Origin of the sequence: Citrobacter sp. RHBSTW-00887, assembly GCF_013728095.1 — a bacterium.
In the GTDB taxonomy this organism is placed as follows: Bacteria; Pseudomonadota; Gammaproteobacteria; order Enterobacterales; family Enterobacteriaceae; genus Citrobacter; species Citrobacter braakii.
In genome coordinates, this window is record NZ_CP056267.1 from 2,301,935 (window position 1) to 2,328,188 (window position 26,254).

29 protein-coding genes are annotated in these 26,254 nt (G+C 50.8%); 22 read left to right on the plus strand and 7 right to left on the minus strand.

What is annotated here, in order from left to right:
• Positions 1 to 7 precede the first annotated feature (7 nt).
• Positions 8 to 1,297, plus strand: a complete 1,290-nt coding sequence (locus HV314_RS10945; RefSeq protein WP_181547998.1) for an arsenic transporter — start codon at positions 8 to 10, stop codon at positions 1,295 to 1,297.
• A 12-nt stretch (positions 1,298 to 1,309) separates the two neighbouring features.
• Entirely contained in the window at positions 1,310 to 1,735 is a 426-nt protein-coding gene (gene arsC, locus HV314_RS10950) for a glutaredoxin-dependent arsenate reductase (protein ID WP_019077061.1), read from the plus strand.
• Between the two features lie 218 nt (positions 1,736 to 1,953).
• On the opposite strand, the gene HV314_RS10955 is transcribed toward arsC, so the two are convergent.
• Entirely contained in the window at positions 1,954 to 2,295 is a 342-nt protein-coding gene (locus HV314_RS10955) for a hypothetical protein (protein ID WP_181547999.1), read from the minus strand.
• Between the two features lie 204 nt (positions 2,296 to 2,499).
• On the opposite strand from HV314_RS10955, the gene HV314_RS10960 reads away from it, so the two are divergent.
• The 6 genes from HV314_RS10960 to HV314_RS10985 all read left to right on the plus strand — a co-directional run bounded on the left by HV314_RS10960 (position 2,500) and on the right by HV314_RS10985 (position 6,509).
• Complete coding sequence (locus HV314_RS10960; RefSeq protein ID WP_181548000.1) at positions 2,500 to 3,189, plus strand: LolA family protein; 690 nt, start codon at positions 2,500 to 2,502, stop codon at positions 3,187 to 3,189.
• Positions 3,190 to 3,202: 13 nt separating this feature from the next.
• A complete protein-coding gene (locus HV314_RS10965; protein WP_080858831.1) occupies positions 3,203 to 3,673 on the plus strand; it encodes an SRPBCC family protein in 471 nt (156 codons plus the stop codon).
• A 206-nt stretch (positions 3,674 to 3,879) separates the two neighbouring features.
• On the plus strand, positions 3,880 to 5,022 hold the full coding sequence (locus tag HV314_RS10970) for a transglutaminase-like domain-containing protein (RefSeq protein WP_181548001.1): 1,143 nt from the start codon (positions 3,880 to 3,882) through the stop codon (positions 5,020 to 5,022).
• A complete protein-coding gene (locus tag HV314_RS10975; protein ID WP_181548002.1) occupies positions 5,000 to 5,356 on the plus strand; it encodes a mercuric transporter MerT family protein in 357 nt (118 codons plus the stop codon). The genes HV314_RS10970 and HV314_RS10975 overlap by 23 nt, the downstream gene beginning before the upstream one ends.
• Positions 5,353 to 5,634 (plus strand): heavy-metal-associated domain-containing protein, encoded by a 282-nt coding sequence (locus HV314_RS10980; RefSeq protein ID WP_181548003.1) that lies wholly within the window; start codon positions 5,353 to 5,355, stop codon positions 5,632 to 5,634. The genes HV314_RS10975 and HV314_RS10980 overlap by 4 nt, the downstream gene beginning before the upstream one ends.
• A gap of 209 nt (positions 5,635 to 5,843) precedes the next feature.
• Entirely contained in the window at positions 5,844 to 6,509 is a 666-nt protein-coding gene (locus tag HV314_RS10985; protein ID WP_016153459.1) for a YecA/YgfB family protein, read from the plus strand.
• A gap of 28 nt (positions 6,510 to 6,537) precedes the next feature.
• Here HV314_RS10985 and tyrP read toward each other — a convergent pair whose 3' ends face one another.
• A complete protein-coding gene (tyrP, locus tag HV314_RS10990; protein WP_181548004.1) occupies positions 6,538 to 7,749 on the minus strand; it encodes a tyrosine transporter TyrP in 1,212 nt (403 codons plus the stop codon).
• A gap of 225 nt (positions 7,750 to 7,974) precedes the next feature.
• Here tyrP and HV314_RS10995 point away from each other — a divergent pair, with 225 nt between their 5' ends.
• Positions 7,975 to 8,214, plus strand: coding sequence for a YecH family metal-binding protein (locus HV314_RS10995; RefSeq protein ID WP_016153457.1), 240 nt, complete (start codon positions 7,975 to 7,977; stop codon positions 8,212 to 8,214).
• 45 nt (positions 8,215 to 8,259) lie between these two features.
• Here HV314_RS10995 and ftnA read toward each other — a convergent pair whose 3' ends face one another.
• Together ftnA and HV314_RS11005 are read right to left on the minus strand one after the other, a co-directional pair.
• A complete protein-coding gene (gene ftnA / locus HV314_RS11000) occupies positions 8,260 to 8,757 on the minus strand; it encodes a non-heme ferritin (protein WP_016153456.1) in 498 nt (165 codons plus the stop codon).
• A 194-nt stretch (positions 8,758 to 8,951) separates the two neighbouring features.
• Positions 8,952 to 9,287 (minus strand): YecR-like lipofamily protein, encoded by a 336-nt coding sequence (locus HV314_RS11005; RefSeq protein WP_016153455.1) that lies wholly within the window; start codon positions 9,285 to 9,287, stop codon positions 8,952 to 8,954.
• Positions 9,288 to 9,555: 268 nt separating this feature from the next.
• Between HV314_RS11005 and HV314_RS11010 the strand changes: the two genes are divergently transcribed.
• Positions 9,556 to 10,194, plus strand: coding sequence for an RpiB/LacA/LacB family sugar-phosphate isomerase (locus HV314_RS11010; RefSeq protein WP_016153454.1), 639 nt, complete (start codon positions 9,556 to 9,558; stop codon positions 10,192 to 10,194).
• Positions 10,195 to 10,227: 33 nt separating this feature from the next.
• Here HV314_RS11010 and HV314_RS11015 read toward each other — a convergent pair whose 3' ends face one another.
• Positions 10,228 to 11,649, minus strand: coding sequence for an MFS transporter (locus tag HV314_RS11015; protein ID WP_181548005.1), 1,422 nt, complete (start codon positions 11,647 to 11,649; stop codon positions 10,228 to 10,230).
• A gap of 128 nt (positions 11,650 to 11,777) precedes the next feature.
• On the opposite strand from HV314_RS11015, the gene HV314_RS11020 reads away from it, so the two are divergent.
• Complete coding sequence (locus HV314_RS11020) at positions 11,778 to 12,029, plus strand: DUF2766 family protein (RefSeq protein WP_181548006.1); 252 nt, start codon at positions 11,778 to 11,780, stop codon at positions 12,027 to 12,029.
• Between the two features lie 138 nt (positions 12,030 to 12,167).
• Here the strand turns inward: HV314_RS11020 and HV314_RS11025 are convergent, their stop codons facing one another.
• Complete coding sequence (locus HV314_RS11025; RefSeq protein ID WP_016153451.1) at positions 12,168 to 12,671, minus strand: non-heme ferritin-like protein; 504 nt, start codon at positions 12,669 to 12,671, stop codon at positions 12,168 to 12,170.
• Between the two features lie 553 nt (positions 12,672 to 13,224).
• Between HV314_RS11025 and HV314_RS11030 the strand changes: the two genes are divergently transcribed.
• The 6 genes from HV314_RS11030 (at position 13,225) to otsA (ending at position 20,093) form a co-directional block, all read left to right on the plus strand.
• Positions 13,225 to 13,782: a DJ-1/PfpI family protein gene (locus tag HV314_RS11030; protein WP_080858827.1), complete on the plus strand. Its 558-nt coding sequence runs from the start codon at positions 13,225 to 13,227 to the stop codon at positions 13,780 to 13,782.
• A 315-nt stretch (positions 13,783 to 14,097) separates the two neighbouring features.
• Positions 14,098 to 15,087 (plus strand): arabinose ABC transporter substrate-binding protein, encoded by a 990-nt coding sequence (locus HV314_RS11035; RefSeq protein ID WP_003034602.1) that lies wholly within the window; start codon positions 14,098 to 14,100, stop codon positions 15,085 to 15,087.
• Positions 15,088 to 15,202: 115 nt separating this feature from the next.
• Positions 15,203 to 16,717, plus strand: a complete 1,515-nt coding sequence (araG, locus tag HV314_RS11040; RefSeq protein ID WP_181548007.1) for an arabinose ABC transporter ATP-binding protein AraG — start codon at positions 15,203 to 15,205, stop codon at positions 16,715 to 16,717.
• Between the two features lie 14 nt (positions 16,718 to 16,731).
• A complete protein-coding gene (gene araH / locus HV314_RS11045; protein ID WP_016153448.1) occupies positions 16,732 to 17,718 on the plus strand; it encodes an L-arabinose ABC transporter permease AraH in 987 nt (328 codons plus the stop codon).
• Positions 17,719 to 17,893: 175 nt separating this feature from the next.
• Entirely contained in the window at positions 17,894 to 18,697 is an 804-nt protein-coding gene (gene otsB, locus HV314_RS11050; protein ID WP_181548008.1) for a trehalose-phosphatase, read from the plus strand.
• Entirely contained in the window at positions 18,672 to 20,093 is a 1,422-nt protein-coding gene (gene otsA, locus HV314_RS11055; RefSeq protein ID WP_131405073.1) for an alpha,alpha-trehalose-phosphate synthase, read from the plus strand. The genes otsB and otsA overlap by 26 nt, the downstream gene beginning before the upstream one ends.
• Before the next feature lie 17 nt (positions 20,094 to 20,110).
• Here the strand turns inward: otsA and uspC are convergent, their stop codons facing one another.
• On the minus strand, positions 20,111 to 20,539 hold the full coding sequence (uspC, locus tag HV314_RS11060; RefSeq protein ID WP_016153445.1) for a universal stress protein UspC: 429 nt from the start codon (positions 20,537 to 20,539) through the stop codon (positions 20,111 to 20,113).
• Positions 20,540 to 21,332: 793 nt separating this feature from the next.
• Between uspC and flhD the strand changes: the two genes are divergently transcribed.
• From flhD to cheA, 5 genes are all read left to right on the plus strand, one after another.
• Positions 21,333 to 21,674: a flagellar transcriptional regulator FlhD gene (gene flhD, locus HV314_RS11065; protein WP_016153444.1), complete on the plus strand. Its 342-nt coding sequence runs from the start codon at positions 21,333 to 21,335 to the stop codon at positions 21,672 to 21,674.
• Positions 21,671 to 22,255 carry a flagellar transcriptional regulator FlhC gene (gene flhC / locus HV314_RS11070; protein WP_085951062.1) on the plus strand — a complete coding sequence of 195 codons (585 nt, stop codon included), beginning with the start codon at positions 21,671 to 21,673 and terminating at the stop codon, positions 22,253 to 22,255. The genes flhD and flhC overlap by 4 nt, the downstream gene beginning before the upstream one ends.
• 124 nt (positions 22,256 to 22,379) lie before the next feature.
• Positions 22,380 to 23,267 (plus strand): flagellar motor stator protein MotA, encoded by an 888-nt coding sequence (gene motA, locus HV314_RS11075; protein ID WP_016153442.1) that lies wholly within the window; start codon positions 22,380 to 22,382, stop codon positions 23,265 to 23,267.
• Positions 23,264 to 24,193: a flagellar motor protein MotB gene (gene motB / locus HV314_RS11080; RefSeq protein WP_016153441.1), complete on the plus strand. Its 930-nt coding sequence runs from the start codon at positions 23,264 to 23,266 to the stop codon at positions 24,191 to 24,193. Before motA ends, motB begins: the two co-directional genes overlap by 4 nt.
• Before the next feature lie 4 nt (positions 24,194 to 24,197).
• The gene (gene cheA, locus HV314_RS11085) at positions 24,198 to 26,246 is read left to right on the plus strand and encodes a chemotaxis protein CheA (protein ID WP_181548009.1); all 2,049 of its coding nucleotides are present in this window, start codon (positions 24,198 to 24,200) and stop codon (positions 26,244 to 26,246) included.
• Positions 26,247 to 26,254 lie beyond the last annotated feature (8 nt).

The window sequence follows — 26,254 nt, forward strand, 5'->3', positions numbered from 1 at the left end:
ATCTAAAATGCTTTTGGCAGGGAGTATTTTTATACTGACGCTGGTCCTGGTCATCTGGCAGCCCAGAGGTCTCAGCATTGGCTGGAGCGCAAGTATCGGAGCCTTACTGGCACTGGGGACGGGGGTCATCCACATTGATGATATTCCCGTAGTCTGGAATATCGTCTGGAACGCAACAGCGGCATTCATCGCGGTGATTATCATCAGCCTGCTGCTCGATGAGTCCGGTTTCTTTGAATGGGCCGCGCTGCATGTCTCCCGCTGGGGTAACGGGCGTGGTCGCCTGCTGTTTACCTGGATAATACTGCTTGGCGCTGCTGTTGCTGCGCTGTTTGCTAACGACGGTGCAGCCCTGATACTGACGCCGATTGTGATTGCGATGCTGCTCGCCCTGGGGTTCAGCCAGGCGACGACGCTGGCCTTTGTCATGGCTGCAGGATTTATCGCAGATACTGCCAGCCTGCCGCTGATTGTCTCTAACCTGGTCAATATTGTCTCGGCGGATTTCTTCAGCCTGGGCTTTACACAGTATGCCTCCGTGATGGTCCCTGTAAACCTGGCGGCCATTGCTGCCACGCTGGTCATGCTCCATCTCTTCTTCCGCCGCGATATCCCGGCCAGTTATGACGTTTCACTGCTCAAGATGCCTGCCAGTGCGATTAAAGATCCGGCGACTTTCAGGGCGGGCTGGATTGTTCTGCTGTTCCTGCTGGTCGGTTTCTTTGTTCTGGAGCCGCTGGGGATCCCTGTAAGCGCGATAGCAGCAGTTGGGGCTGCGGTGCTGTTCGTGGTAGCCAAGCGTGGCCACGCTATTAATACCGGGAAAGTGCTGCGCGGGGCGCCCTGGCAGATCGTGATTTTCTCGCTGGGTATGTATATGGTCGTCTACGGCCTGCGTAATGCAGGACTCACCGAGTATCTTTCTGCTGTACTCAATATGCTGGCAGACAAAGGTTTATGGGCTGCCTCGTTCGGTACCGGCTTCCTGACTGCCTTCCTGTCGTCTGTGATGAACAATATGCCGACGGTGCTGATTGGTGCATTGTCCATTGACGGGAGTGCTGCGACCGGCGTCGTCAAAGAGGCCATGATTTATGCCAATGTGATTGGCTGCGATTTAGGGCCTAAAATCACCCCGATAGGCAGTCTGGCAACTCTGCTGTGGCTTCATGTGTTGGCACAGAAAAATATGACCATCACCTGGGGATATTACTTCCGCACCGGCATTATCATGACTCTGCCCGTGCTATTCGTCACTCTGGCCGCGCTGGCGTGGCGGCTCTCTGTCACTTTGTAATGAGATATTGATATGAGCAACATTACCATCTATCACAACCCGGCCTGTGGCACCTCACGTAACACGCTGGAGATGATCCGTAACAGCGGTAACGAACCAACTATTATTTATTATCTCGATACGCCCCCGACTCGTGATGAACTGACCAAACTGATTTCAGATATGGGCATTTCAGTACGCGCATTGCTGCGGAAGAACGTTGAACCTTATGAGCAGCTTGGTCTTGATGAAGATAAGTTTTCTGATGAGCAGTTGATCGATTTTATGATTCAGCATCCGATCCTGATTAATCGGCCGATTGTAGTGACGCCGCTTGGCACGCGTCTTTGTCGTCCCTCAGAAATTGTGCTGGATATTTTACCTGAAGGTCAGAAAGGCTCTTTTACCAAAGAGGATGGCGAAAAGGTCATTGACGAAACGGGGAAACGGGTTAAGTAATCTTTCCGCTTAATATTATCGGGTGCCTGTTGACTTCATACCGGTGCCTGCTCTTTGCTGATAACCCTCATAGAACAATCAAAGCAATAAGCAGTGTCGCGAAACCACCTACGGGTGGTTTTTTTGTGCCGGCTTTTGACGAACCATAGGTATTTTGCGTCAAGTAAGCCTGCCAGATACGTTAAGCCGCCCGCTACACACCCCCATTGCCAATCAATCTATCGACGAATCGGTGCATTAAACATAAACCTTCCCCGGGCTGGGTTGTTGATAAAGCCATCCCGGGCGGGATTATAGTTGTGGTCCTGAAAACCATTCATCATGATGGGATCGCTTATGCCATCCTGAATCGCCAAATGTCTGTGGATTTGGTTACGTGCCCTGAATGTGAAAGCGAAATCATCCGTCCCGCCAATGATGATGACGCCATTTCCTGCAAGAAGTGCCGCGCTTAACTCTTGCTCTCTTGCGGCTTGGTTTTGTAACGCGCTGGCTGCGGCAGACGATGACGCCAGCAGCAATACGAGGACGGCGCATGAAAATACCGGTGGCAGTTTCATGATTAATACCCATTAAAAGTATGGCTATTAAAGTATAGTCTTATACCTTCATCTCATCTGAATAGAAAATAAACAATTTAAGCCTGTTGCCTGTACGGAGTCTGAGGGGCCGGGAGAAGAGTGGCGCACAATTAAGAACTATAATAAAAACAGTCGACAGCTGATGACTCCAGTTTACAGATAGTACCGATACAGGGGGCGGTTATGCGCGTCTCATTTTCTCCGCGAGTTGCGTTCACCGCATTGCTCATTTTTAGCTTTGCAGTATCCCCGGCGGAAAACGGAGGGCCATTTTCGCCGTACGCCAGGAGCGCGGATCCTGTTGCATTGTCGCAGCAGTCATTCAATCACATGACCTCTTACCAGGTTATGATGCGATCCTCATCTGCGCGGGATGAAAATAAAATCATTCGCTACAGTTATCAAAAACCCGGCTACGTGCGAATGGATTTTACCCAGCCACATTCAGGCGCGGTGCTTATTTTTAATCCTGTCAGCGGGAAAGTGACGTTATGGCCATTTGGTGTGGGTACGTTGCCCGTTTTGCACCTGTCGCCCACCAATTCATTGATCCAGGATGAGCGAGGTCATCGGGTGGATCGCTCTGATATCGGCGTGTTGTTGGGCAATGTTCGCCATCTGCAACGCGAGGGAACAACTACCGTTGTTGCTAAGGAGCGCCTTGCGGGACGGGAGACGACACACATATCCGTAATGGGGCCAGGAAAACAGACCGTAGATGGCGTTCACCGCTACGACATCTGGCTGGATAACTATCATGGACTCCCTGCCAAAGTGATCAGCTATGCGCCAGATGGGCAGCGATTAGAAACTGTTCTTCTGGATGCTATGGTTATCAACACCCGTTTCCCCGTCAATTTTTTCACGCCTTGAGGGAGCCTGCACTATGGCTGACTATCAGTTTTCCACAGTCTGGCGGGTTGAGGCTTCAATTCAGGAGGTATGGGATGTTTTTTCCCATCCGGACAGGTGGCCTGAATGGTGGGGAAGTCTGGAACGCATCGTTGAGATAAGGAAAGGGGATTTACGGGGTATTGGGGCGTTGCATCGTTATACCTGGAAAGGGGCGCTTCCTTATCGCTTAACCTTTGATATCAATGTGTTGAAAATACGGCCTTGCACACTGCTTGAAGGACAAGCCAGCGGCGCGGTGGAAGGGCGAGGGGTATGGTCTTTTACTGCCAATGGTACAGCGACTATTGTCAGATATGACTGGAATGTGCGTACCACGATCCGCTGGATGAATTATCTTGCCCCGCTGGCAGCACCTGTATTTCGCTGGAATCACAACACGGTCATGCGCGAGGGGGCAAGAGGGTTAGCCCGCAAACTGGCAACGACTGTGTATATAGTCTGAACGTATCTCCGCTGCTGTACTTTTTTGGCTGTAAATGGCTTAATAGCGACCTTGCAGTTTCTCACTTCATTCACAGTTAACAGGTCTGTTATTGATGAATAATCTCCATCGACTCGCCTTTTTATGCCAGCCTCTGTCTGCTGTGATGATCGCGTACGGTTTCCCCTTTAGCCGTAGCTCAACTCTTACAACCTGGACAGACAGCAATGCAACGTCGTCAGTTTCTCAAAAATAGCGTTCTCCTTTCCGCCGCCGGATTAGTCGGCCCTGCAGTCATTAGCCAGACGGTACGTGCCGCTGAGCCATCCGTTGCGCCAATAGCTCGTCGACGCTTTGTCTTATCCCAAACGTATAAACTCAATCCTCCTAAGGGATCGAGCGGCGTGGTGAAACTGTGGATCCCGCTACCGGTGGATACCGCGTTTCAACAAATGACAGCGCTTGCCTTTAGCGGAAACTATAAGCAGGCGTACGTCACCACCAATAATACCTACGGCGCGAAAACGCTGTTTGCCACCTGGGCTGACTCGCAGGGTGAATTGTTGGTTAACGTTGATATCGACATTGAAACCGCCGACAGGGAACCGCTGAAGCAGGACGCGCTGAAAAACTGGCAGGCACCTGAGAAGATTATTTATCCGCTGGATGTAAAACCGTATCTGTTGCCGACGGCACATACCCCAGTTGATGGATTGGTCCTGGAAACCGCGCGTAAAATCACTGGTAATGAGCAGGATCCGCTGAAAAAAGCGCGCCTGATTTACGAATGGGTCAGCAGCCATATGGAGCGTGACAACGACGTTATTGGCTGCGGCACGGGGGATGTGGCGGAGATATTAAAAAGCGGTAAGCTCAAAGGAAAATGCACCGACATGAGCTCCGTTTTTGTTGCTCTGGCGCGGGCCAGCGGTATTCCGGCGCGCGAACTGTTTGGCATCCGTCTGGGCAAGGCCAATAAGCTCGAACGTTACTCGAAAAGTGCTTTTGGCACAGCCGACAGTGCAGGCGTTGCCAATGTGAGCGGCGGACAACACTGCCGCGCTGAGTTCTATCTGGCAGGTTACGGTTGGGTACCGTGCGATCCTGCTGACGTGACCAAAATGCGTCTGGCAGAGAAAAAAACGCATCAGGATGCCGATGTCCAGGCGGTTAACGCTTACCTGTTTGGTAACTGGGAAATGAACTGGGTTGGATTCAACTACGGGCGTGATTTCGAGTTGTATCCGGCAACGGAGCAGGGGGCCATGAATAACTTTGGTTATCCTTACGCTGAAGTCGATGGCGACCCGATCAATTTTTATGATCCTAAAGCGTTCTCCTACAGCTATGTCGCCACAGAACAACGCTAAAGGTGCGGGGATTACCCTGTTGACGGCTGCTGCGGCCGCCGTCACCGCTGGCTTATGCTGTATTGGACCGCTACTTTACCTGCTGTTTGGTATTTCGGCGGCGAGCTTCGCCGTTTTCACCCGGTTTGAGTTTTTGCGAACTCCTCTGGTACTGCTGTCCCTGGGATTATTACTGCGTGTCTTCTGGCGGCTCTATTTTTCCAAACGGTTGTGGTGCTCCGGGTGGTTAACTCTGAAGCAAGCGCGCGTTCTCTACTGGTGCGCGCTGGCATTGATTTTACCGGTGCTATTTTACCCAACGCTTGTTGCCTGGTTTTATGAGGTATTTGAATGAAGATCTTCACGTTAGTTGCATGCTTGCTGTTGCCGCTGTGGGCTCAGGCGGCCAATCAAAAAGTGGTGCTGGATATACACAATATGACCTGCTCGTTATGCGTTATTTCGGTCAACCAGGCGCTACGTGAAACCGACGGTGTGATTAAAGCAAAATCCTCTCTCAAAACCCGGCAGGCAGAAGCCATCGTGCCAGAAGGTTTCCCAACCGATACTCTACTTAACGCAGTAGCGAAAACGGGCTATACCGCAACGCTCAACCGTATTGAACAACAGTAAACCACCTGCGGGTGGTTTTATTGTGTTTTCCCGGTATGATGCCCGGCGGCTTAGTGTTCTCTTTTGTGCGTTAACTACCGGAATTCCCCTCTTTTCCTGTTAACCTGAACAGGCGGCTGCTGTAAGCCGCATATGCCCATTTATATCTGTTATCCCTCCAGCCATGTAGGATGATCACAGGCAAGATTTTTTGACTAAGGAAAAGCGTTATGAAAACGGGACCATTAAACGAGAGCGAACTGGAATGGCTGGATGACGTACTGACTAAGTACAATACGGATAAGGCTATTCTGGATGTGTCAGAACTGGATGGTTTACTGACGGCGGTACTGAGTTCACCGTATGAAATTGAACCGGAGCAGTGGCTGGTCGCTATTTGGGGCGGCGCGCAGTATGTTCCTCGCTGGTCCTCCGAAAAAGAAATGACGCGTTTCATGAACCTGGCGTTTCAACATATGGCGGATACGGCCGATCGCCTGGATGAATATCCTGAGCAGTTTGAGCCGCTGTTTGGTTTGCGTGAAATTGACGAGCATGAACTGACCATCGTTGAAGAGTGGTGTTTTGGTTATATGCGCGGCGTCGCGCTGTCGGACTGGTCCGCGTTACCAGACTCGTTAAAACCGGCGCTCGAGGCTATTGCGCTGCACGGTACGGAAGAAAACTTTGCGGTCGTTGAGAAAATGACGCCAGAAGCGTTCGAAGAGAGCGTGGATGCCATCCGCCTGGCGGCGCTGGATCTGCATGCTTACTGGATGGCGCATCCTCAGGAAACGCCGATTAAAGTACCGGTCAAAGTGGATGCCAAGGTAGGGCGCAATGACCCTTGTCCGTGCGGTAGCGGCAAAAAATATAAGCAGTGCTGTTTGCATTAAGAAAAAGGGGCGTTAAGCCCCTTTTGTTTTAACCCACTTCCGGTAGTAATCCTGCTGCAATAGAAAACTGTACGGCTATCACCACAATGCCGCACAAAAATACCAGTGCCAGCGCCGGAGCCCCCCCCGCCACGCGGTAGTAAGCCTGTGGATTCTGTTTTCTGCTCTGCCATGCCAGCATCGAGGGAATGAGCAGCGCCAGCACCGCCAGGGCAACGCCCGCATACCCCAGGGCCATGACGAAACCACGCGGATAGAACAGCGCGAATGCCAACGGCGGCAGGAAGGTCACCACGCCGGTTTGCATTCTTCCTGCTACGGTATTGCGGCGCTGGAAGAGGTCGGCCAGGTAGTCAAATAATCCCAATGCGACGCCGAGGAAAGAGGTTGCCAGCGCAAGGTCGGCAAACAGATGCACCGCCAGTTCGACGTGCGGCGAAGCCACAACTTCACGTAATGCTTGTAATAAACCGTTTAAACCAGCGTGGTTGGCTAACAGCCCCATGAACGTTGAGGAGTTAATACTGCCAAGCGTGGCCAGTTGCCAGAAGATATAGGCGACTAGCGGAATGGCGCTACCGGTGATAAACACCCAACGCAGTTTACGGATGTTACCGTTCATATAGCTGACGATACTGGGGACGCTGCCGTGAAAACCGAACGAAGTGAAGATAACCGGGATTGCAGAAAGTGCCAGCCCCTGCTGAAGCGGCAACGTAAGCAGGTTTACTTTATGGATATGCGGCATTAACAGGGCCAGCATCACCACCAGGAAGATTATCTTGGCACTGAACAACAGACGGTTGAACAGATCGACCAAAGATGTGCCAACGCAAACCACGCCACCGGCAACAAAGGTGAACAGCAGTACGCCTGTTGTCGGGGAGAGCGTTGTCCCGGTCCAGTCGCTGATGCTGGAAGCCAGCAACTCACCAGCGCCACTGATATACGCCGCCGTCAGCGCGTACATTAAAAACATCATGCTAAAGCCCGTTACCCATTGTCCGTAACGACCAAGATACCGTTTTGCCAGCGTACCCAACCCGGTGTCTGCTGGTACGTGTTGATACACTTCAAGCAGCAACAGCGCGGTGTAGCACATTAGCGCCCAAAGACTCACTAACAATACCAGCGTGACGCTAAACCCCACGCCTGCCGCGGCCAGCGGCATTGCCAACATACCGGCACCAATCGTGGTTCCCGCCACGATAAAAATACTACCCAGGGTTCTGTTTTTCACGCTTTCCTCTGTCCCAGAGATAATCAACGGTTATATCTGCGGCGCAGGGTAAGGCAAAACGCTATTTTCGTCAAATCACCGTTACAATGAATGTACATTAATCTTTACGATGTTTGGCGCGTTAAGATGTATCACAAATGATATTTATCTGCGGGTAAACCTGCGTTAGCGCAAAGCAAGGCCGTGCCGTTCACATTAGGCTACGGACTTTATTGAGGAGGTAGTATGGAATCTATTCACGGTCACGAAGTGCTCAACATGATGATTGAATCTGGCGAGCAGTATTCAAATGCCAGCCTTGAAGCGGCGATTACGGCACGGTTTGGCGAGCAGGCTCGTTTTCACACCTGTTCTGCGGCGGATATGTCGGCAGCCGAGCTGGTGGCGTTTTTAGCGGCGAAGGGAAAATTTATTGCAAAAGAAGACGGCTTCTCTACGCACGAAAGCAAGATCTGCCGTCACTGATTTTAGCGGGTAATGATGGCGGGTTGCCTTCATTACCCCACAACATTAATTCTGCGTATCAAGCGTAGCCAGTTCTTTATCGATGAAATAAAGACCTTCGCCACTTTTCCCAGCCAGCGATAACTTATCAATGACAGATTTAAATAATTTCTCTTCTTCATGCTGCTCGGCAACATACCATTGCAGGAAATTAAACGTCGGATAATCCTGGTGGGTCATTGCCGCGTGTGCCAGCTCATTAATTTTCTGGGTGATCAACTGCTCGTGTTCGTAAGTAACACGGAACAGTTCGTCCAGAGACGCATATTCAGCAAAGGGGGAAGGGACGGTGTTAATACACGGCAAGCTGCCGGTATCGGTCAGGTAGTCAAACAGACGCTGCATATGCGTCATCTCTTCCTGGGCGTGACGGCGCAGGAACGCGGCGGCACCTTCAAAGCTGTGATAGCTGCACCACGCGCTCATCTGTTGGTAGAGCAGAGATGAATATAATTCAAGGTTCATTTGCTCATTCAGTTGGTCGATCATTTCTGTTTTCAGCATGGTTGTGCTCCACAAACGTTATTATATATTAGCGTGGCGTCACTATAATTTGTTATTTAATTATTTGCAAAAGGTAAAATAATAAATTTATTTATTAAAAATGCGAATGGGAATAAAACGCATTAACGCTATTAAGCGGAGAATATAAATAATGAAAAGGCAGAAGACCAGCAATAATGTGCTGGTCGAAAATATTAATAATTGAAGGCAGGCGACTGGGATACCGCAACGCCGTGACACTGCCAGGCGAGCGTGATTTTGGTATTTAAGCACAGAGAACCGGCATATACGCTACAGGTTGATACCGGCTGACCAAACGCCATTGCGTTGGCATAACCCAGGCGTTGACACTCTTTGGTGGCTGTACCTTGGGTAACGTAGTCATCAGTACGCGCCGTTTGTAGCATGGCCTGGTTGTAGGTCAGGCGAACGACGCCGGTGATGGCACTGGCTTCGCTGACCTGCGCCTGTTTAGTAATAGTGCATCCTGTCAGCACGAGCGGCAAAAGGGCAAGGATAAAGGTCTTCATGTGATCGCTCTGAAAGTTCGGAGATAGGCTATCATGGCATATGTGGTGGCGCATCAATGGCTTGAATAGCCCGAAGATCACCTGCGATTAATCGCAACGACGTCATTTTATTGAGGCTATTCTGAGCTGTCTCAGGAAAAATGTGAGCACCTCATTATTTTATAAAACAAAATTTCATTAAATTTGAAAGTGAGTTTGCAAAATAGTAATGTGGCCTGAATGTTATGACTTTCAGCGGGCCTCCGCAGCGCATTCAGGAGATTACAGAATGAAAATTGCATTGATGATGGAAAACAGCCAGGCAAGCAAAAATGCCATCATTCATAACGAGCTTAAAGCCGTTGCGGATGAGAAAGGTTTTCCAGTGTATAACGTTGGGATGAGCGACGAAAATGACCATCATCTGACCTACATCCATTTAGGGATTATGGCCAGCATCCTGCTCAATTCCAAAGCCGTGGATTTTGTGGTTACGGGGTGCGGTACGGGTCAGGGGGCAATGATGTCACTGAATATACATCCGGGCGTGGTGTGCGGTTACTGTCTCGATCCGGCAGACGCATTCTTGTTCTCTCAGATCAACAACGGGAATGCGCTTTCTCTGGCATTCGCCAAAGGTTTTGGCTGGGGTGCTGAGCTGAATGTGCGCTATATGTTTGAAAAAGCATTCACTGGTCGTAACGGCGAAGGGTATCCACCAGAGCGTAAAGAGCCGCAGGTGCGTAACGCGGGTATTCTGAACCAGGTGAAAGCGGCGGTGGTAAAAGAAAACTATCTGGACACTCTGCGCGCTATCGATCCTGAACTGGTAAAAACCGCCGTATCTGGCCCGCGCTTCCAGCAGTGCTTCTTTGAAAACTGCCAGGACAAAGCGATCGAAGCGTTTGTACGCGAGATAGTTGGCTAAATCCTGTTGGCCCGGCGGTGTTCGCCTGCCGGGCTATTTGTTCTTGTTAGATACCGCGCTTCCAGCATCATGGGCAAGCCGCAGCGTATCAACCATACCTACCAGACAAATAATCGCAATAGCGACAAAGGCCAGCCGGAAACTGATCCCCGGAATATTGCTTAACGCCAGCCATTCACTCACCTCATCACCGATACGGATCCCGATAGCGGCCAACGAAATGCCCAAGCCTACCGCTAATTGTGTTGCCGTACTGAACAGCGTATTGGCGTAGCTCATTTGTGGCCCGGGGACGTCCGCAAAGGCAAGCGTGCTGATGCCGGTAAACTGAATTGAGCGGAACACGCCGCCCAGATACAACACCAACAAAATAACCCACACCGGGGTCTGCGGCGTAATTAATGCACAAGCCAACAGCGCCAGGACGTTTAGCGCACCGTTGATTAACAGCAGTTTCTTAAAGCCCAGCCAGCGTATCAACGGCGTGGTGGCAGGTTTTATCGTCAGATTGCCCACAAACACCGCCAGAACCAGCGAACCCGCGTGAAAAGCGTTCATGCCAAAACCGACCTGGAACATTAACGGCAGCAGAAATGGTACAGCGCTAATAGATGCACGAAATAGTGACCCGCCGTACAGGGTGACGCGAAAAGTAGGGACGCTCATGGCATCAAGACGAATCATCGGCCAGGTAGTGCGACGAAAATGATGCAGGGCAAACAGAAAGGTCACGGTTCCTAGCGCCAGCAGCCCGGCGGTTAGCCAGCCCTGCGGCTGCTGGGTTCCCAGTAACTCCATGGCATACACCAGGCTAACCATCGCAACTGAGGTCGCGATAAAACCCGCTATATCAAATGGACGGCGCTCGTCGTCATGAATATCCGGGATAAAACGTAGCGCCAGCGCGATCGCCAAAACTCCCAGCGGTACGTTAATAAAGAAGATCCAACGCCAGTTAGCATAGCTGGTAATGAATCCTCCAAGCGGTGGCCCGATGATAGGCGCGACTAACGCGGGCCAGGTCAGGGTCGCAATGGCGGTGATCAACTGATGTTTAGGCGTGGTGCGCAGTACCGCGAGACGGCCAACAGGAACCATTAGCGCGCCACCCACACCCTGTAAAATTCGCATTGCTACAAAGCTCTCAAGGCTTTCGGACAAACCGCATAAAACCGAAGCGAGAGTAAAAATCGCCAGCGCCAGGGTAAACACTTTTCGGGCGCCGAAGCGATCCGCAATCCAGCCGCTGGCGGGGATAAGCACCGCGAGGGTGATCAAGTAGGCACTGATACCAATGTTCAGGTCTACCGCCTGTACGCCAAAGCTTTTGGCCATGTCGGGTAGGGCTGTGGCAATCACCGTGCCGTCAATAAATTCCATAAAGAAAGCCCCGGCAACAAGTAATGCTGCCGGGGAAAGACCGCGTTGGTTCTCAACCGCTAACTGTTCACTCATGTTGTGCTTGCCATCTCAAAAGAAACTGACTGGACCTTTTTTATTTTCAGCGCATTTGTAATGTGTGCGCGGCTATCGTTTCGATCGCTGAATAGGTACTATGACGACCTTTCTATAAGGAGCTCACTATGTCCCAAACATTGAATGCCGATCAGGAACTGCTCTCGGACGTTGTTGCCTGTCAGCTGGTTATCAAGCAAATTCTGGATATTATTGATGTTATTGCCCCGGTAGAAGTTCGGGAAAAAATGTCCAGCCAACTGAAAAACATCGATTTTTCCAGCCATCCTGCAGGGTCCGATCCGGTCACTATGCGCGCAATACAAAAAGCGGTTGCCTTGATCGAGTTGAAATTCACGCCGCAGAATGAATCCCACTAAAATAAACCGTTGTTTCAGGTTTTAGAAAGGTTTTTTTGCGCCTCGCAGAATGGGAGGCGCGTGCCAGGGAAAATCAGAGGTTGACCGGATAAGGTGCGCAGCATCGTTATCCGGCATTAACGCGATGAAAACTGAAGATTAGTGATGCTGGTAGTTAACGACGTTGAGCAAGTGCTTATCGGTTTGCGCCATGCACAACCCCGCGCGTTTGGCGCTGCGGACTTCATCAAGAATCGTCTGTAACAGCACGCCATCCTGCTGCTGCTCTTTTTCCAGATCGTGAAGAAAATCAATGGTTGGCGCATCGTTTAATGCTTCAGCTTCATTGGTTAAACGCGAGAGCTTACTCGAGCGCTGTTGATATTCATCCAACGTTTTCTGAAACAATTCTTCAAGGGAACTCAGTTCATCACCCGGCACATCCATGGCCTTGACGATGGGATTAGCCCCGGCACTTTTCATAAAATTGAACATACGCATCATTTGAGTCACGTTACCCTGCGCCTGCGTGCGTAGAAACGTGGCTGTACCTGTCAGGCTATGCTCGTAGCACCATTCGCTGAGATGCAGGTAAAGATTCGAGGCGTAGAACTCGAGATTCATTTGTGTATTGAGTTTATGAACAATTCCAACTGCGGCCATATCAATATCCTTATTTCCAGAAAGGGGGATGTACGTTACTCACGCCAGTACAGCGGGCTGCCGCTGCACTTCACCTCTACGTACAATTAAAGCTGTTAGCAGAATAAATCCGTTCCGCCGGTCCTTTAGTGATCACGAATTATATTCGCTCCGATCGAGATTCAGCATAACGCTTGCCCTGGTATAAGAAAATCCTTAAATCTGCGTATTTATGTTTTTTTACATATTGTCATAACAGTATTCATGCTACTGCTGTTTTGGCATATAGATGACATGAATGTAAGGGGTTGAAATTTATGTCATTAAATTATTTTCACGATAATGAAATGGTGTTTCATATCACAAAATTAAATTCCACAATAAGGTATTGTCTGGCATCTGATGATTATCTGCCCAAGTTGAAAGGCAATTTCACGATCGGGATGGAGTAGTACAAATTATCTGATGGCTAATTTTTTGCGCCAGATCAGTTTTAATCAAATTGAGAAATTTAACAGTCTGCACTGGTCGTCATTAATTATTCCGTTTATGTGGATTAAGCAAGGAGTTACATATGAAGAAGGTTGCGGTGCTGCTGGCACCCGGTTTTGAAGAGGCGGAGGCGATTGTTACCCTTGATATTCTGCGTCGCCTGAATATCGAAGTCGAAACCCTGGCCTGCGCAGAGTCACGTGCGGTGGTGAGTTATCATGACGTACCGATGGTGATGGATAGCACGCTGGCCGCGCGCCAGACATATCTCTACGATGCCGTCGTATTGCCAGGCGGGCCGCAGGGCAGCGTTAATCTTGCCGCCAGTGAGGCGGTCATCCAGTTTGTATCCCGTCATGATCAGGCAGGAAAGCTCATTTGCCCGGTATGTTCTGCGGCCGCGCGCGTGTTGGGCGGCAACAGTCTGCTGAAGGGGCGTCGCTATGTTTGCTCAGGAGATCTGTGGCAAAACGTCACGGACGGGGAATATATCGATGCGCCGGTTGTTGAAGATGGCAATCTGATTAGCGGCAAAGGATTAGGGCATATTTTCGATTTTGCGTTGACGCTTGCGGCGCGCCTGCTGGGAGATGACATTCCGGTTCGCGATCACGCTGACCACATTTATTACCGATGGTAATCATGTTCCCGAATGCTTCGGTATTCGGGAACAAGGATTCGTTAGCTGATGTTATGGATTAATCTGCTATCCCTCTTTTTTCCCGTCGACAAAACCGCGTTTTTTTATGTCATTTCCCGCTGAATTTATGTACGCAATTACTGTAATTCTGTGGTGTGATGCCGCTCTCTTATGGAGAATCAATTTCCCGCTAAAACTACTCTCAGCACTGGCATTGATCTTATCACTAAAAGGTAATGCCTTGTTTTACGTCAGAATTACAAAAAATCGTCTGATTTTACCCTACATAAAAGAACGTTAAAGCTGGAGTTAACCATGCACAAATTCACTAAAGCGCTGGCTGCCATCGGTCTGGCTGCCATTATGTCACAATCCGCTATCGCTGAATCCATGAAGCTCGGTTTCCTGGTCAAACAACCGGAAGAACCGTGGTTCCAAACTGAATGGAAATTTGCCGATAAAGCCGGTAAAGACCTTGGCTTTGAGGTGATTAAAATTGCCGTCCCGGATGGTGAGAAGACCCTTAACGCCATCGACAGCCTGGCTGCAAGTGGCGCAAAAGGGTTTGTGATTTGTACGCCGGACCCCAAACTCGGACCTGCCATTATGGCCAAGGCGCGGGGCTACGATATGAAAGTCATTGCCGTCGATGACCAGTTTGCTAACGCCAAAGGTAAGCCGATGGATACCGTGCCGCTGGTGATGATGGCTGCAACCAAAATTGGTGAGCGCCAGGGCCAGGAGCTGTATAAGGAGATGCAAAAGCGTGGTTGGGATGTGAAATCCACAGCCGTAATGGCCATTACCGCGAATGAACTCGATACCGCGCGTCGCCGTACATCGGGTTCAATGGAAGCGCTTAAAGCCGCAGGCTTCCCGGAAAAACAGATCTACCAGGTCCCCACAAAATCGAATGACATCCCCGGGGCATTCGATGCCGCTAACTCCATGCTGGTTCAGCACCCTGAAGTCAAACACTGGCTGATTGTTGGCATGAACGACAACACCGTGCTGGGCGGCGTACGTGCGACCGAAGGGCAGGGCTTCAAAGCGCCGAATGTGATTGGTATCGGCATCAACGGCGTTGATGCCGTGAGCGAACTTTCCAAAGGCGAAGCGACCGGGTTCTACGGTTCACTCCTGCCAAGCCCGGACGTTCACGGCTACAAATCAAGTGAGATGCTCTACAACTGGGTAACGAAAGGTGCAGAGCCACCGGCGTTTACTGAAGTGACGGATGTGGTGCTGATTACCCGCGATAACTTTAAAGAAGAACTGGCGAAGAAAGGCTTAGGCGGTAAATAACACAAATGCCGGATGCGACGCCAACGCGTCTTATCCGGCCTACGAATTGCGTACTCAGTAGGCCGGATAAGGCAAAGCCGCTATCCGGCATAAAGATCTGACTCACGGAGACGTTATGCAACAGTCTACCCCGTATCTCTCATTTCGCGGCATTGGCAAAACGTTCCCCGGCGTTAAAGCGCTCACGGATATCAGTTTCGACTGCTATGCCGGTCAGGTGCATGCGCTGATGGGCGAAAATGGCGCCGGGAAATCAACACTATTAAAAATTCTCAGCGGCAACTATGCGCCAACGACGGGATCTTTGGCGATCCGTGGACAAGAGGTTTCGTTTGCGGACACCAATGCCGCGCTGAACGCCGGTGTTGCCATTATTTACCAGGAGCTGCATCTCGTCCCGGAAATGACCGTTGCCGAGAATATTTATTTAGGGCAGATGCCGCACAAAGGCGGGATTGTGAACCGCTCGCTGCTGAACTATGAAGCGGGGCTTCAGCTCAAGCATCTGGGCATGGATATCGATCCCGATACGCCGTTGAAATACCTCTCCATTGGGCAATGGCAGATGGTGGAGATTGCGAAAGCGCTGGCGCGCAACGCCAAAATTATCGCGTTTGATGAACCGACCAGCTCCCTTTCAGCACGCGAGATTGAGAATCTGTTTCGCGTCATCCGTGAGCTACGCAACGAAGGGCGCATCATCCTGTACGTTTCGCACCGTATGGAGGAGATCTTTGCCCTTAGCGATGCCATCACCGTGTTTAAAGATGGTCATTACGTCAAAACGTTCACGGATATGCTGCAGGTCGATCACGACGCGCTGGTACAGGCGATGGTCGGGCGCGACCTCGGTGATATTTATGGCTGGAAATCCAGACCTTATGGTGCAGAGCGCCTGCGTTTGCATGACGTCAAAGCCCCAGGCGTGCGTACCCCGATCAGTTTATCGGTGCGCAGTGGTGAAATTGTCGGATTGTTTGGACTGGTGGGCGCCGGACGTAGCGAATTAATGAAAGGTCTGTTTGGCGGCACGCGTATCACGGCAGGCCAGGTGTTTATCGATGAACAGCCTATTGATATCCGTAAACCGAGCCACGCCATTGAAGCGGGGATGATGCTGTGCCCGGAAGATCGCAAGGCTGAAGGGATCATTCCGGTCCATTCGGTGCGTAACAACATCAACATCAGTGCCCGTCGTAAACATGTTCTGGGCGGATGCGTGATCAACAACGGCTGGGAAGAGACCAATGCCGATCACCATATTCGCTCACTCAATATTAAAACGCCGGGCGCGGAGCAACTGATTATGAACCTCTCCGGCGGTAATCAACAGAAGGCTATTCTCGGCCGTTGGTTATCGGAAGAGATGAAAGTGATTTTGCTGGACGAACCTACACGCGGTATTGATGTGGGCGCCAAGCATGAAATTTATAACGTGATTTATGCCCTCGCGGCGCGCGGCGTGGCCGTGCTGTTTGCTTCCAGCGATCTGCCAGAAGTGCTCGGTGTCGCCGACCGTATCGTGGTGATGAGAGAAGGCGAAATTGCCGGTGAGTTACTTCATGAACAGGCGGATGAGCGCCAGGCGTTAAGCCTTGCTATGCCAAAAGTTAGCCAGGCTGTAGCCTGAATAAGGAGAGAATGATGTCTTCCGTTTCAACATCGGGTTCAGGTGCTGCAAAGTCGGCGCTAAATCTTGGTCGCATTTGGGATCAATACGGGATGCTGGTCGTGTTCGCCGCGCTGTTCCTGGTTTGTTCCCTCTTTGTGCCTAACTTTGCCACTTTCATCAACATGAAGGGGCTGGGGCTGGCGGTATCGATGTCGGGTATGGTCGCGTGTGGGATGCTGTTTTGCCTGGCATCCGGTGACTTCGACCTGTCTGTTGCCTCCGTGATTGCCTGCGCCGGGGTCACTACAGCCGTGGTCATTAATATGACCGAAAGCCTGTGGATTGGCGTGGCTGCCGGGCTACTGCTCGGTATTCTATGTGGTCTGGTGAATGGGTTCGTGATTGCGCGGCTGAAAATTAACGCCCTAATCACGACCCTTGCGACGATGCAGATTGTGCGTGGTCTGGCCTACATTATTTCCGACGGTAAGGCGGTAGGGATTGAAGACGAGCGCTTCTTCACTCTCGGCTACGCCAACTGGTTTGGTCTGCCGGCACCTATCTGGATCACGGTCGTCTGTTTCATCGTTTTTGGCTTACTGCTCAATAAAACCACGTTTGGTCGTAACACGCTGGCCATTGGGGGGAATGAAGAGGCGGCACGTCTGGCTGGGGTTCCGGTCGTTCGTACCAAAATTATTATCTTTATTCTGTCCGGGCTGGTATCCGCCATCGCCGGGATTATCCTCGCATCTCGTATGACCAGCGGCCAGCCAATGACCTCAATCGGCTATGAGCTGATCGTGATTTCCGCGTGCGTGTTAGGGGGGGTTTCGCTTAAAGGTGGCATCGGAAAAATCTCATATGTGGTAGCCGGGGTGTTGATTCTGGGAACGGTTGAGAATGCAATGAACCTGCTGAATATCTCTCCGTTCGCACAGTATGTCGTGCGTGGTCTGATCCTGCTGGCGGCGGTGATCTTCGACCGTTACAAGCAAAAAGCGAAGCGTACTGTTTGATGATTTTAACCCCAACTTTTTAGTCTAGCTTTAGCTCATCGCCAGCCGCTACCCGGCTGGCGATTGTTTTTCCAAATGGCGAGCATGGTCACACTGTCTATACTTATATCCGTCATACATCATATATACGGCGCGATCCGCGCGGCGTACAGACCATGATGAGGAGGATAACCGGGTGACAGCATCACTGATCTTACCCCCTGAACAATCTGCAAGCTGTGCTTATTTTTTTGATCTCGATGGGACACTGGCTGAGATCAAACCTTATCCAGACCAGGTCGTTGTCCCTCAGACAATCCTGCAGTTATTACATCAGTTGGCGACGCATAATGCGGGTGCGCTGGCATTGATTTCAGGGCGCTCGATGGTCGAGCTTGACGCGCTTACCACTCCCTTTCGTTTTCCGCTCGCCGGAGTGCATGGGGCAGAGCGCCGTGACATCAATGGTCAAACTCATATAGTGTGCCTGGCTGCGGCAATAGAGCGCGAAGCAGGAGAGCTATTAAGTACCGCCTTGGCGACGATGCCGGGTACAACGCTTGAAGCAAAAGGGATGGCGTTCGCACTGCACTATCGCCAGGCCCCGGAACATGAAGCGGCGCTAATTAATCTGGCTGAGCGCATCACGCACAGATGGCCGCAGTTGGCTTTACAGCACGGAAAATGCGTTGTGGAGATAAAACCAAAGGGTACGAACAAAGGTGACGCAATTGCCGCATTTATGCAGGAAGCACCTTTTGCCGGACGGATCCCCGTTTTTTTTGGTGACGATTTGACGGACGAAACAGGATTTGGCGTGGTTAATCGCGCTGGGGGCATTTCCGTGAAGGTGGGGAATGGAGCGACGCAGGCGACATGGCGTCTGGATGGCGTGAGTGATGTCTGGCACTGGCTGGAACAAATTAACTCTTCGCAGCAAGAATCGAAAGCAACGAATAACAGAAGAGGTGGCTATGAGTCGTTTAGTCGTAGTATCTAATCGTATCGCCTCACCCGATGACAAAGGAAGCGCAGGTGGGCTTGCCGTCGGTGTGCTGGGCGCGTTGAAGGCTGCTGGTGGCCTGTGGTTTGGCTGGAGTGGGGACACGGGTAATGAGGACAAACCATTAAAAAAAGTCACGCGTGGCAACATTACCTGGGCTTCGTTTAATTTGAGTGAACAGGATTACGAAGAGTATTACTGCCAGTTTTCTAATGCGGTTTTATGGCCTGCATTTCATTATCGCCTCGATTTGGTGCAGTTTCAGCGTCCTGCATGGGAGGGCTATCAGCGGGTGAATGCCTTGCTGGTAGATAAACTGCTGCCGCTGCTCAGCGATGACGACATAATCTGGGTTCATGATTACCATCTGTTGCCGTTTGCCAGCGAGCTGCGTAAACGCGGCGTGAATAACCGTATCGGTTTTTTCCTGCATATCCCTTTTCCGACGCCGGAAATCTTTAATGCCTTACCCCCACATCAGACGCTACTTGAGCAGATGTGTGATTTTGATTTACTCGGTTTCCAGACCGAGAACGATCGTCAGGCTTTTCTGGATTGTCTGGCAGCCCAGACTCAGGTAACCACTCAGAGCGAGCAGCACCACCGCGCATGGGGAAAAGCGTTTCGTACCCAGGTGTATCCCATCGGTATTGAGCCGGATGAGATCGCCCGCCAGGCTTCCGGACCTTTGCCGCCGAAGCTGGCGCAACTGAAAGCAGAACTCAAAAATGTGCAGAATATCTTCTCCGTTGAGCGTCTGGATTATTCTAAGGGTTTGCCGGAGCGCTTTCAGGCCTATGAGGCTCTGCTGGAACACTATCCGCAGCACCATGGTAAAATTCGCTACACCCAGATAGCGCCAACTTCGCGTGAAGAGGTGCAGGCCTACCAGGATATCCGGCACCAACTGGAGACTGAAGCGGGGAGGATTAACGGTAAATATGGGCAGTTGGGCTGGACGCCGCTCTATTATTTGAACCAGTACTTTGATCGTAAATTGCTGATGAAAATCTTCCGCTACTCTGATGTAGGGCTGGTGACGCCGCTGCGAGATGGTATGAACCTGGTTGCGAAAGAATTCGTGGCCGCGCAGGATCCTGCCAACCCCGGCGTGCTGGTGTTATCGCAATTTGCCGGGGCCGCGAATGAGCTAACTGCCGCGCTTATTGTTAATCCTTATGACCGCGACGAAGTGGCTGGCGCATTAAACCAGGCTCTGACGATGCCGCTTGCTGAGCGTATCTCCCGCCACGCTGAGATGCTCGAAACTATCATTAAAAACGATATCGACAACTGGCAGGCGAGGTTCATTTGCGATCTGGAAAAAGTTATCCAACGTCAGAGTAAACAGCCATTGCCAGACAACGTTTCTCCCTGCACTAAACTGGCGTAACGCTCAGAAAACGCAGGTCAATCTCCAGCCAGTGGAACCAGCAGAACATCCACGTGGCTGGCACCGATCACGCTTTTTGCTGAGCAGGATGCGCGCGAAAAGAAGCTGTGGTTATGGTTGCCATAAATGACCAGATCGACCGCGTGTTTACGGCATACATCCAGAATATGTTCATTCAGTGCCCCATAGGTAATAAAGGTATGCTCAATGGGGTACTGTGCTTCTTTGCTGAGCTTGTCGATAAAATCCTGAGTCTCCTCTTGCATCACTTCGCGCAGGTCCTCCAGCATAGGTGCAGCAAACTGATTATACAGTTCAGGATCTGAGACCAGGGTTATCAGGCTAATACGAGCGTTGACAGGGCGAGCGATTGAAACCGCCTTGGCTAACAACTGCTGGCTTTCAGGGGTGGCGGCAACGGCCACAAGAATGTGTGTATAGCTCATAACTCGCTCCTTTTTTCAAGAATTATGAGAGGGTTTCTCAGCATTGCTCGGCTTACTCCATACTGCAACGTTTCCTTCCTGGATAGTGTGAATGTCATCATGCTTATTCATTAATTATTCTTATAAATAGAATAATTGCGTCATATAACTTGTAAATACGTTCAGCTTACTTAAGTAAAACTCACCGCTAATGAAAACAATGTGTTAATTAAAAATTAACATAAGTTAACATTTAACGGGTTATCACTACCCGGTATTAATTAATCACCCTTAATATTTAACTCATTGTTTATAAAGGATTTAATTAAAATAGTGTTTAACATTAAATATGTGATCAAGCTCGCTATTTCACAAGGTGATATTAACGTTTGTGAACAAAATACTATTCGCTTTTATTGCAAGAATATTCGTATGTCAGGAATTGAAATGGCGAACTTGAGATTAAAAAATAAGCAAAGTAAAAGCTGTGCTGATGGATTTATGTTAAGTGTTTAGCTGGTTTATGTGATCTATGTCACATATTCTTCAAATTCGCAGCATAGCTACGTTGTATGTGTAACGGGCGGCGGGTAGAGTTGCGTCGAATTAGGAAAAATCTTAGACATTTGTAAGAATTGATGTGAGCTTGTAAGGGGCGCGGCTTTCTGAAAAGGGAATGTTTAGACAACGCGTAAGTGCCGTCACGCTGCTATGTATTTGACCTTTTGCTTTTTTTTTACCGGGCCTTCCCGGCGACATCACGGGGTGCGGTTTCACCGCATGAAAACAATGTTGGTTATTATGGATGCAAATAATGCATACATCCGAGTTGCTGAAACACATCTATGACATCAATTTGTCATATTTATTGCTTGCACAGCGTTTGATCGTTCAGGACAAAGCATCTGCGATGTTTCGCCTTGGTATCAGCGAAGAAATGGCGGACACGTTGGCAACATTAACACTTCCACAAATGGTCAAACTGGCTGAAACAAACCAACTGGTCTGTCATTTCCGTTTCGACGATCACCAGACCGTTACTCGCCTGACGCAAGACTCCCGCGTTGACGATCTTCAGCAAATTCATACCGGTATCATGCTTTCAACGCGACTGTTAAGCGACATCGATGAAGCAGCGCGCAAGAAAAGGGCTTGATGATGAGCGAAAAAAGCATTGTTCAGGAAGCGCGTGATATCCAGCTAGCAATGGAATTAATCACATTGGGCGCCCGTTTGCAAATGCTGGAAAGCGAAACGCAATTAAGCCGTGGCCGACTTATCAAGCTGTATAAAGAATTACGCGGCAGCCCTCCGCCAAAAGGGATGCTGCCTTTCTCCACCGACTGGTTTATGACATGGGAACAAAACATTCATGCTTCAATGTTTTGCAACGCATGGCAATTCCTGCTCAAAACTGGTTTGTGCAGCGGCGTGGATGCCGTGATCAAAGCGTATCGTTTATATCTTGAGCAGTGCCCGCAGCCAGAAGAAGGGCCACTGCTGGCGTTAACTCGCGCATGGACGTTGGTGCGTTTTGTCGACAGCGGATTGCTGGAGTTGTCCCGATGCAATTGCTGCGGTGGGAATTTTATTACCCACGCTCACCAACCCGCAGGCAGCTTTGCCTGCAGTTTATGCCAACCGCCATCACGCGCCGTAAAAAGACGTAAACTTTCCCAGAATGCTGCCGATATTATTCCACAACTGCTGGATGAACAGATCGAACAGGCTGTTTAACTGATACGGTGTGGACAAACACTCCAGCAGCGGTAAGCGATTACCGCTGCTTTTTTTTGTCCTGACCTCGAGTTAACTGCCCGACTGCGCATCCTGTCATAGTCAATTGCGAAAGGATGATGTCGTGCTTATCTTATTAGGTTACCTGGTTGTTATTGGTACAGTTTTCGGCGGTTACATGATGACCGGCGGACACCTTGGGGCACTCTATCAACCGGCTGAGCTGGTGATTATCGGTGGCGCGGGTATTGGGGCATTCATCGTCGGCAATAACGGGAAAGCCATTAAGGGGACGATGAAAGCCATCCCGATGCTTTTTCGTCGATCAAAATACACCAAAGCGATGTATATGGATCTGCTGGCGCTGTTGTATCGCCTGATGGCCAAGTCACGTCAGCAGGGTATGTTCTCGCTTGAACGCGATATCGAAAACCCCAAAGAGAGTGAAATTTTCGCCAGCTATCCGCGCATTCTTGCTGATGCCGTGATGCTTGATTTCATTGTCGATTATCTGCGTCTGATCATCAGCGGCAACATGAACACGTTTGAAATTGAAGCGCTGATGGATGAAGAGATTGAGACTCACGAAAGTGAGGCCGAAGTCCCGGCCAACAGTCTGGCGATGGTGGGGGATTCATTACCGGCGTTCGGGATCGTGGCGGCGGTTATGGGGGTTGTCCATGCGCTGGCTTCTGCCGATCGTCCGGCGGCTGAACTGGGTTCGCTGATTGCACATGCCATGGTAGGGACATTCCTCGGTATTTTACTGGCCTATGGATTTATTTCTCCGCTTGCCAGCGTTCTGCGCCAGAAAAGCGCTGAAACAACCAAAATGATGCAGTGTGTGAAGATAACTCTGCTCTCCAATCTGAATGGTTACGCGCCGCCAATTGCCGTCGAATTTGGTCGTAAGACTCTGTATTCCAGCGAACGTCCATCGTTTATCGAACTGGAAGAGCATGTTCGTGCGGTGAGAAATCCAACTGCGCAGCAGACGACCGAGGACGCATGAAAAATCAGGCCCATCCCATTATCGTTGTAAAGCGACGCAAGCATAAAGGTCACGGTGGTGGGGCGCATGGTTCGTGGAAAATCGCCTACGCCGATTTTATGACCGCGATGATGGCCTTCTTTCTGGTGATGTGGCTCATTTCCATCTCTAGCCCTAAAGAATTGATCCAGATTGCCGAATATTTCCGTACGCCGCTGGCTACTGCGGTAACCGGGGGAAATCGTATTTCGAATAGCCAAAGTCCAATTCCAGGCGGCGGGGATGATTACACCCAGCAGCAGGGAGAGGTGAACAAGCAGCCGAATATCGATGATCTGAGAAAACGCATGGAACAAAGCCGCTTGAGCAAACTTCGCGGCGATCTCGATCAGTTGATTGAATCTGACCCCAAACTGCGTGCGCTGCGCCCGCATTTGAAAATTGATTTAGTTCAGGAAGGGCTGCGGATACAGATTATCGACAGTCAGAATCGCCCGATGTTTAAAACCGGTAGCGCTGAGGTGGAACCGTATATGCGCGATATCCTGCGAGCCATAGCGCCAGTGCTTAACGGCATTCCTAATCGAATCAGCCTTTCCGGCCATACGGATGATTACCCTTACGCCAATGGTGAAAAAGGGTATAGCAACTGGGAGTTGTCCGCCGATCGCGCTAACGCGTCGCGTCGCGAACTGGTTAGCGGCGGTCTGGATGATGGAAAAGTATTACGTGTGGTAGGTATGGCCGCCACGATGCGTCTGAGCGATCGCGGTCCTGAAGACGCTATCAACCGCCGTATTAGCCTGCTGGTTCTCAATAAGCAGGCGGAAGAGGCCATTTTGCATGAAAACGCTGAAAGCCAGAATGAGCCGGTAAGTGTCTTACAACAGCCAGCGGAACTCCCGCCGGCAAGCGTTCCCACATCGCCACCAGCCAATCCGAGGTGATAGCGTGAGCATGGATATAAGCGATTTTTATCAAACATTTTTTGATGAAGCTGACGAACTGTTGGCTGACATGGAGCAACACCTGCTTGATTTGGTTCCTGAAGCCCCGGATTCCGAACAGCTGAATGCAATTTTTCGTGCTGCGCACTCGATAAAAGGCGGGGCGGGCACCTTCGGCTTTACCATTTTGCAGGAAACGACCCATCTGATGGAAAACCTGCTGGATGAAGCGCGGCGTGGCGAGATGCAGCTCAATGCCGACATTATCAACCTGTTTTTGGAAACGAAAGATATTATGCAGGAACAGCTCGACGCCTATAAAAACTCAGAGGAGCCGGATGCCGCCAGCTTTGAGTACATTTGTAATGCGTTACGACAGTTAGCGCTCGAAGCGAAAGGTGAAACCGCACCGGCAGTCGTCAACACCGCAAAACTGAGCGTTGTTGACAGCGCTGCAATGCAGGAAGAGGCGGTTGCACAGCCTGAGTCCGCAAGCGAAGAGAGCAAGAAACGCATTATTCTCACGCGCCTGAAAGCCAATGAAGTGGATTTACTGGAGGAGGAGCTGGGGAACCTGGCGACCTTAACCGATGTGGTGAAAGGGAGCGACACGTTGTCAGCAACGCTTGATGGCAACCTCGCAGAAGATGACATCATCGCAGTGCTGTGCTTTGTGATTGAAGCTGATCAGATTGAATTCGAAACCGTCAGCGCAGCGCCCGTAGCCGTTGAAACTGAAGCTGAAGCAGAAACGGTAGCCGTTGTCGCGAAGCCGCAGCCGGTTGCCGTTGCGCCAGCGGCGAAAGCCGCCGCCAGCGAAGCGCCAAACGGACGCGCGGAACGCGACAAACCCGCCCGCGCCAGCGAGTCAACCAGCATCCGCGTAGCGGTTGAGAAGGTCGATCAGCTCATTAACCTGGTCGGTGAGTTGGTCATCACCCAGTCTATGCTGGCACAACGTTCTAACGAACTGGATCCCGTCAATCATGGCGATCTCATCACCAGTATGGGTCAGTTACAACGTAACGCCCGCGACTTGCAAGAGTCGGTGATGTCGATTCGTATGATGCCCATGGAGTATGTGTTCAGTCGTTTTCCGCGTCTGGTGCGTGACCTGGCCGGTAAGCTGGGTAAACAGGTCGAACTGACACAGGTGGGAAGCTCAACCGAACTCGACAAGAGCCTGATTGAACGCATCATCGATCCGTTGACGCACCTGGTGCGTAACAGCCTCGATCACGGTATTGAACTGCCGGAAAAACGCCTTGAAGCCGGGAAAAGCCCAATCGGTAATCTGACGCTTTCCGCGGAGCACCAGGGCGGGAATATCTGTATTGAAGTCACCGATGATGGCGCCGGTCTGAACCGTGAACGAATCCTCGCCAAAGCTATCTCCCAGGTGATGCCGATCCACGAAAACATGAGCGATGACGAAGTCGGTATGCTGATCTTCGCCCCGGGCTTCTCGACCGCTGAACAGGTGACGGATGTCTCTGGCCGCGGCGTGGGTATGGATGTGGTGAAGCGAAATATCCAGGAGATGGGGGGCCATGTTGAGATCCAGTCCAAACAGGGACAGGGGACGACTATCCGAATTCTGCTGCCGCTGACGCTGGCGATCCTCGACGGCATGTCCGTGCGCGTGGCCGACGAAGTCTTTATTCTGCCGCTGAATGCCGTTATGGAATCACTGCAACCGCGCGAAGAAGATCTCCATCCGCTGGCCGGAGGAGAGCGCGTGCTGGAAGTGCGTGGCGAATATTTACCGCTGGTTGAGCTGTGGAAAGTCTTTGAGGTTGAAGGCGCAAAAACCGAAGCGACTCAAGGCATTGTGGTGATTTTGCAAAGTGCAGGGCGTCGCTACGCGCTGCTGGTCGATCAGTTAATTGGTCAACACCAGGTGGTCGTCAAAAACCTGGAAAGCAACTACCGCAAAGTGCCAGGTATTTCTGCAGCAACGATCCTCGGCGACGGCAGCGTCGCGCTGATTGTCGATGTCTCTGCATTGCAGGGATTAAACCGCGAACAACGTGTGGCGATCACAGCCGCCTGATTGAGTGA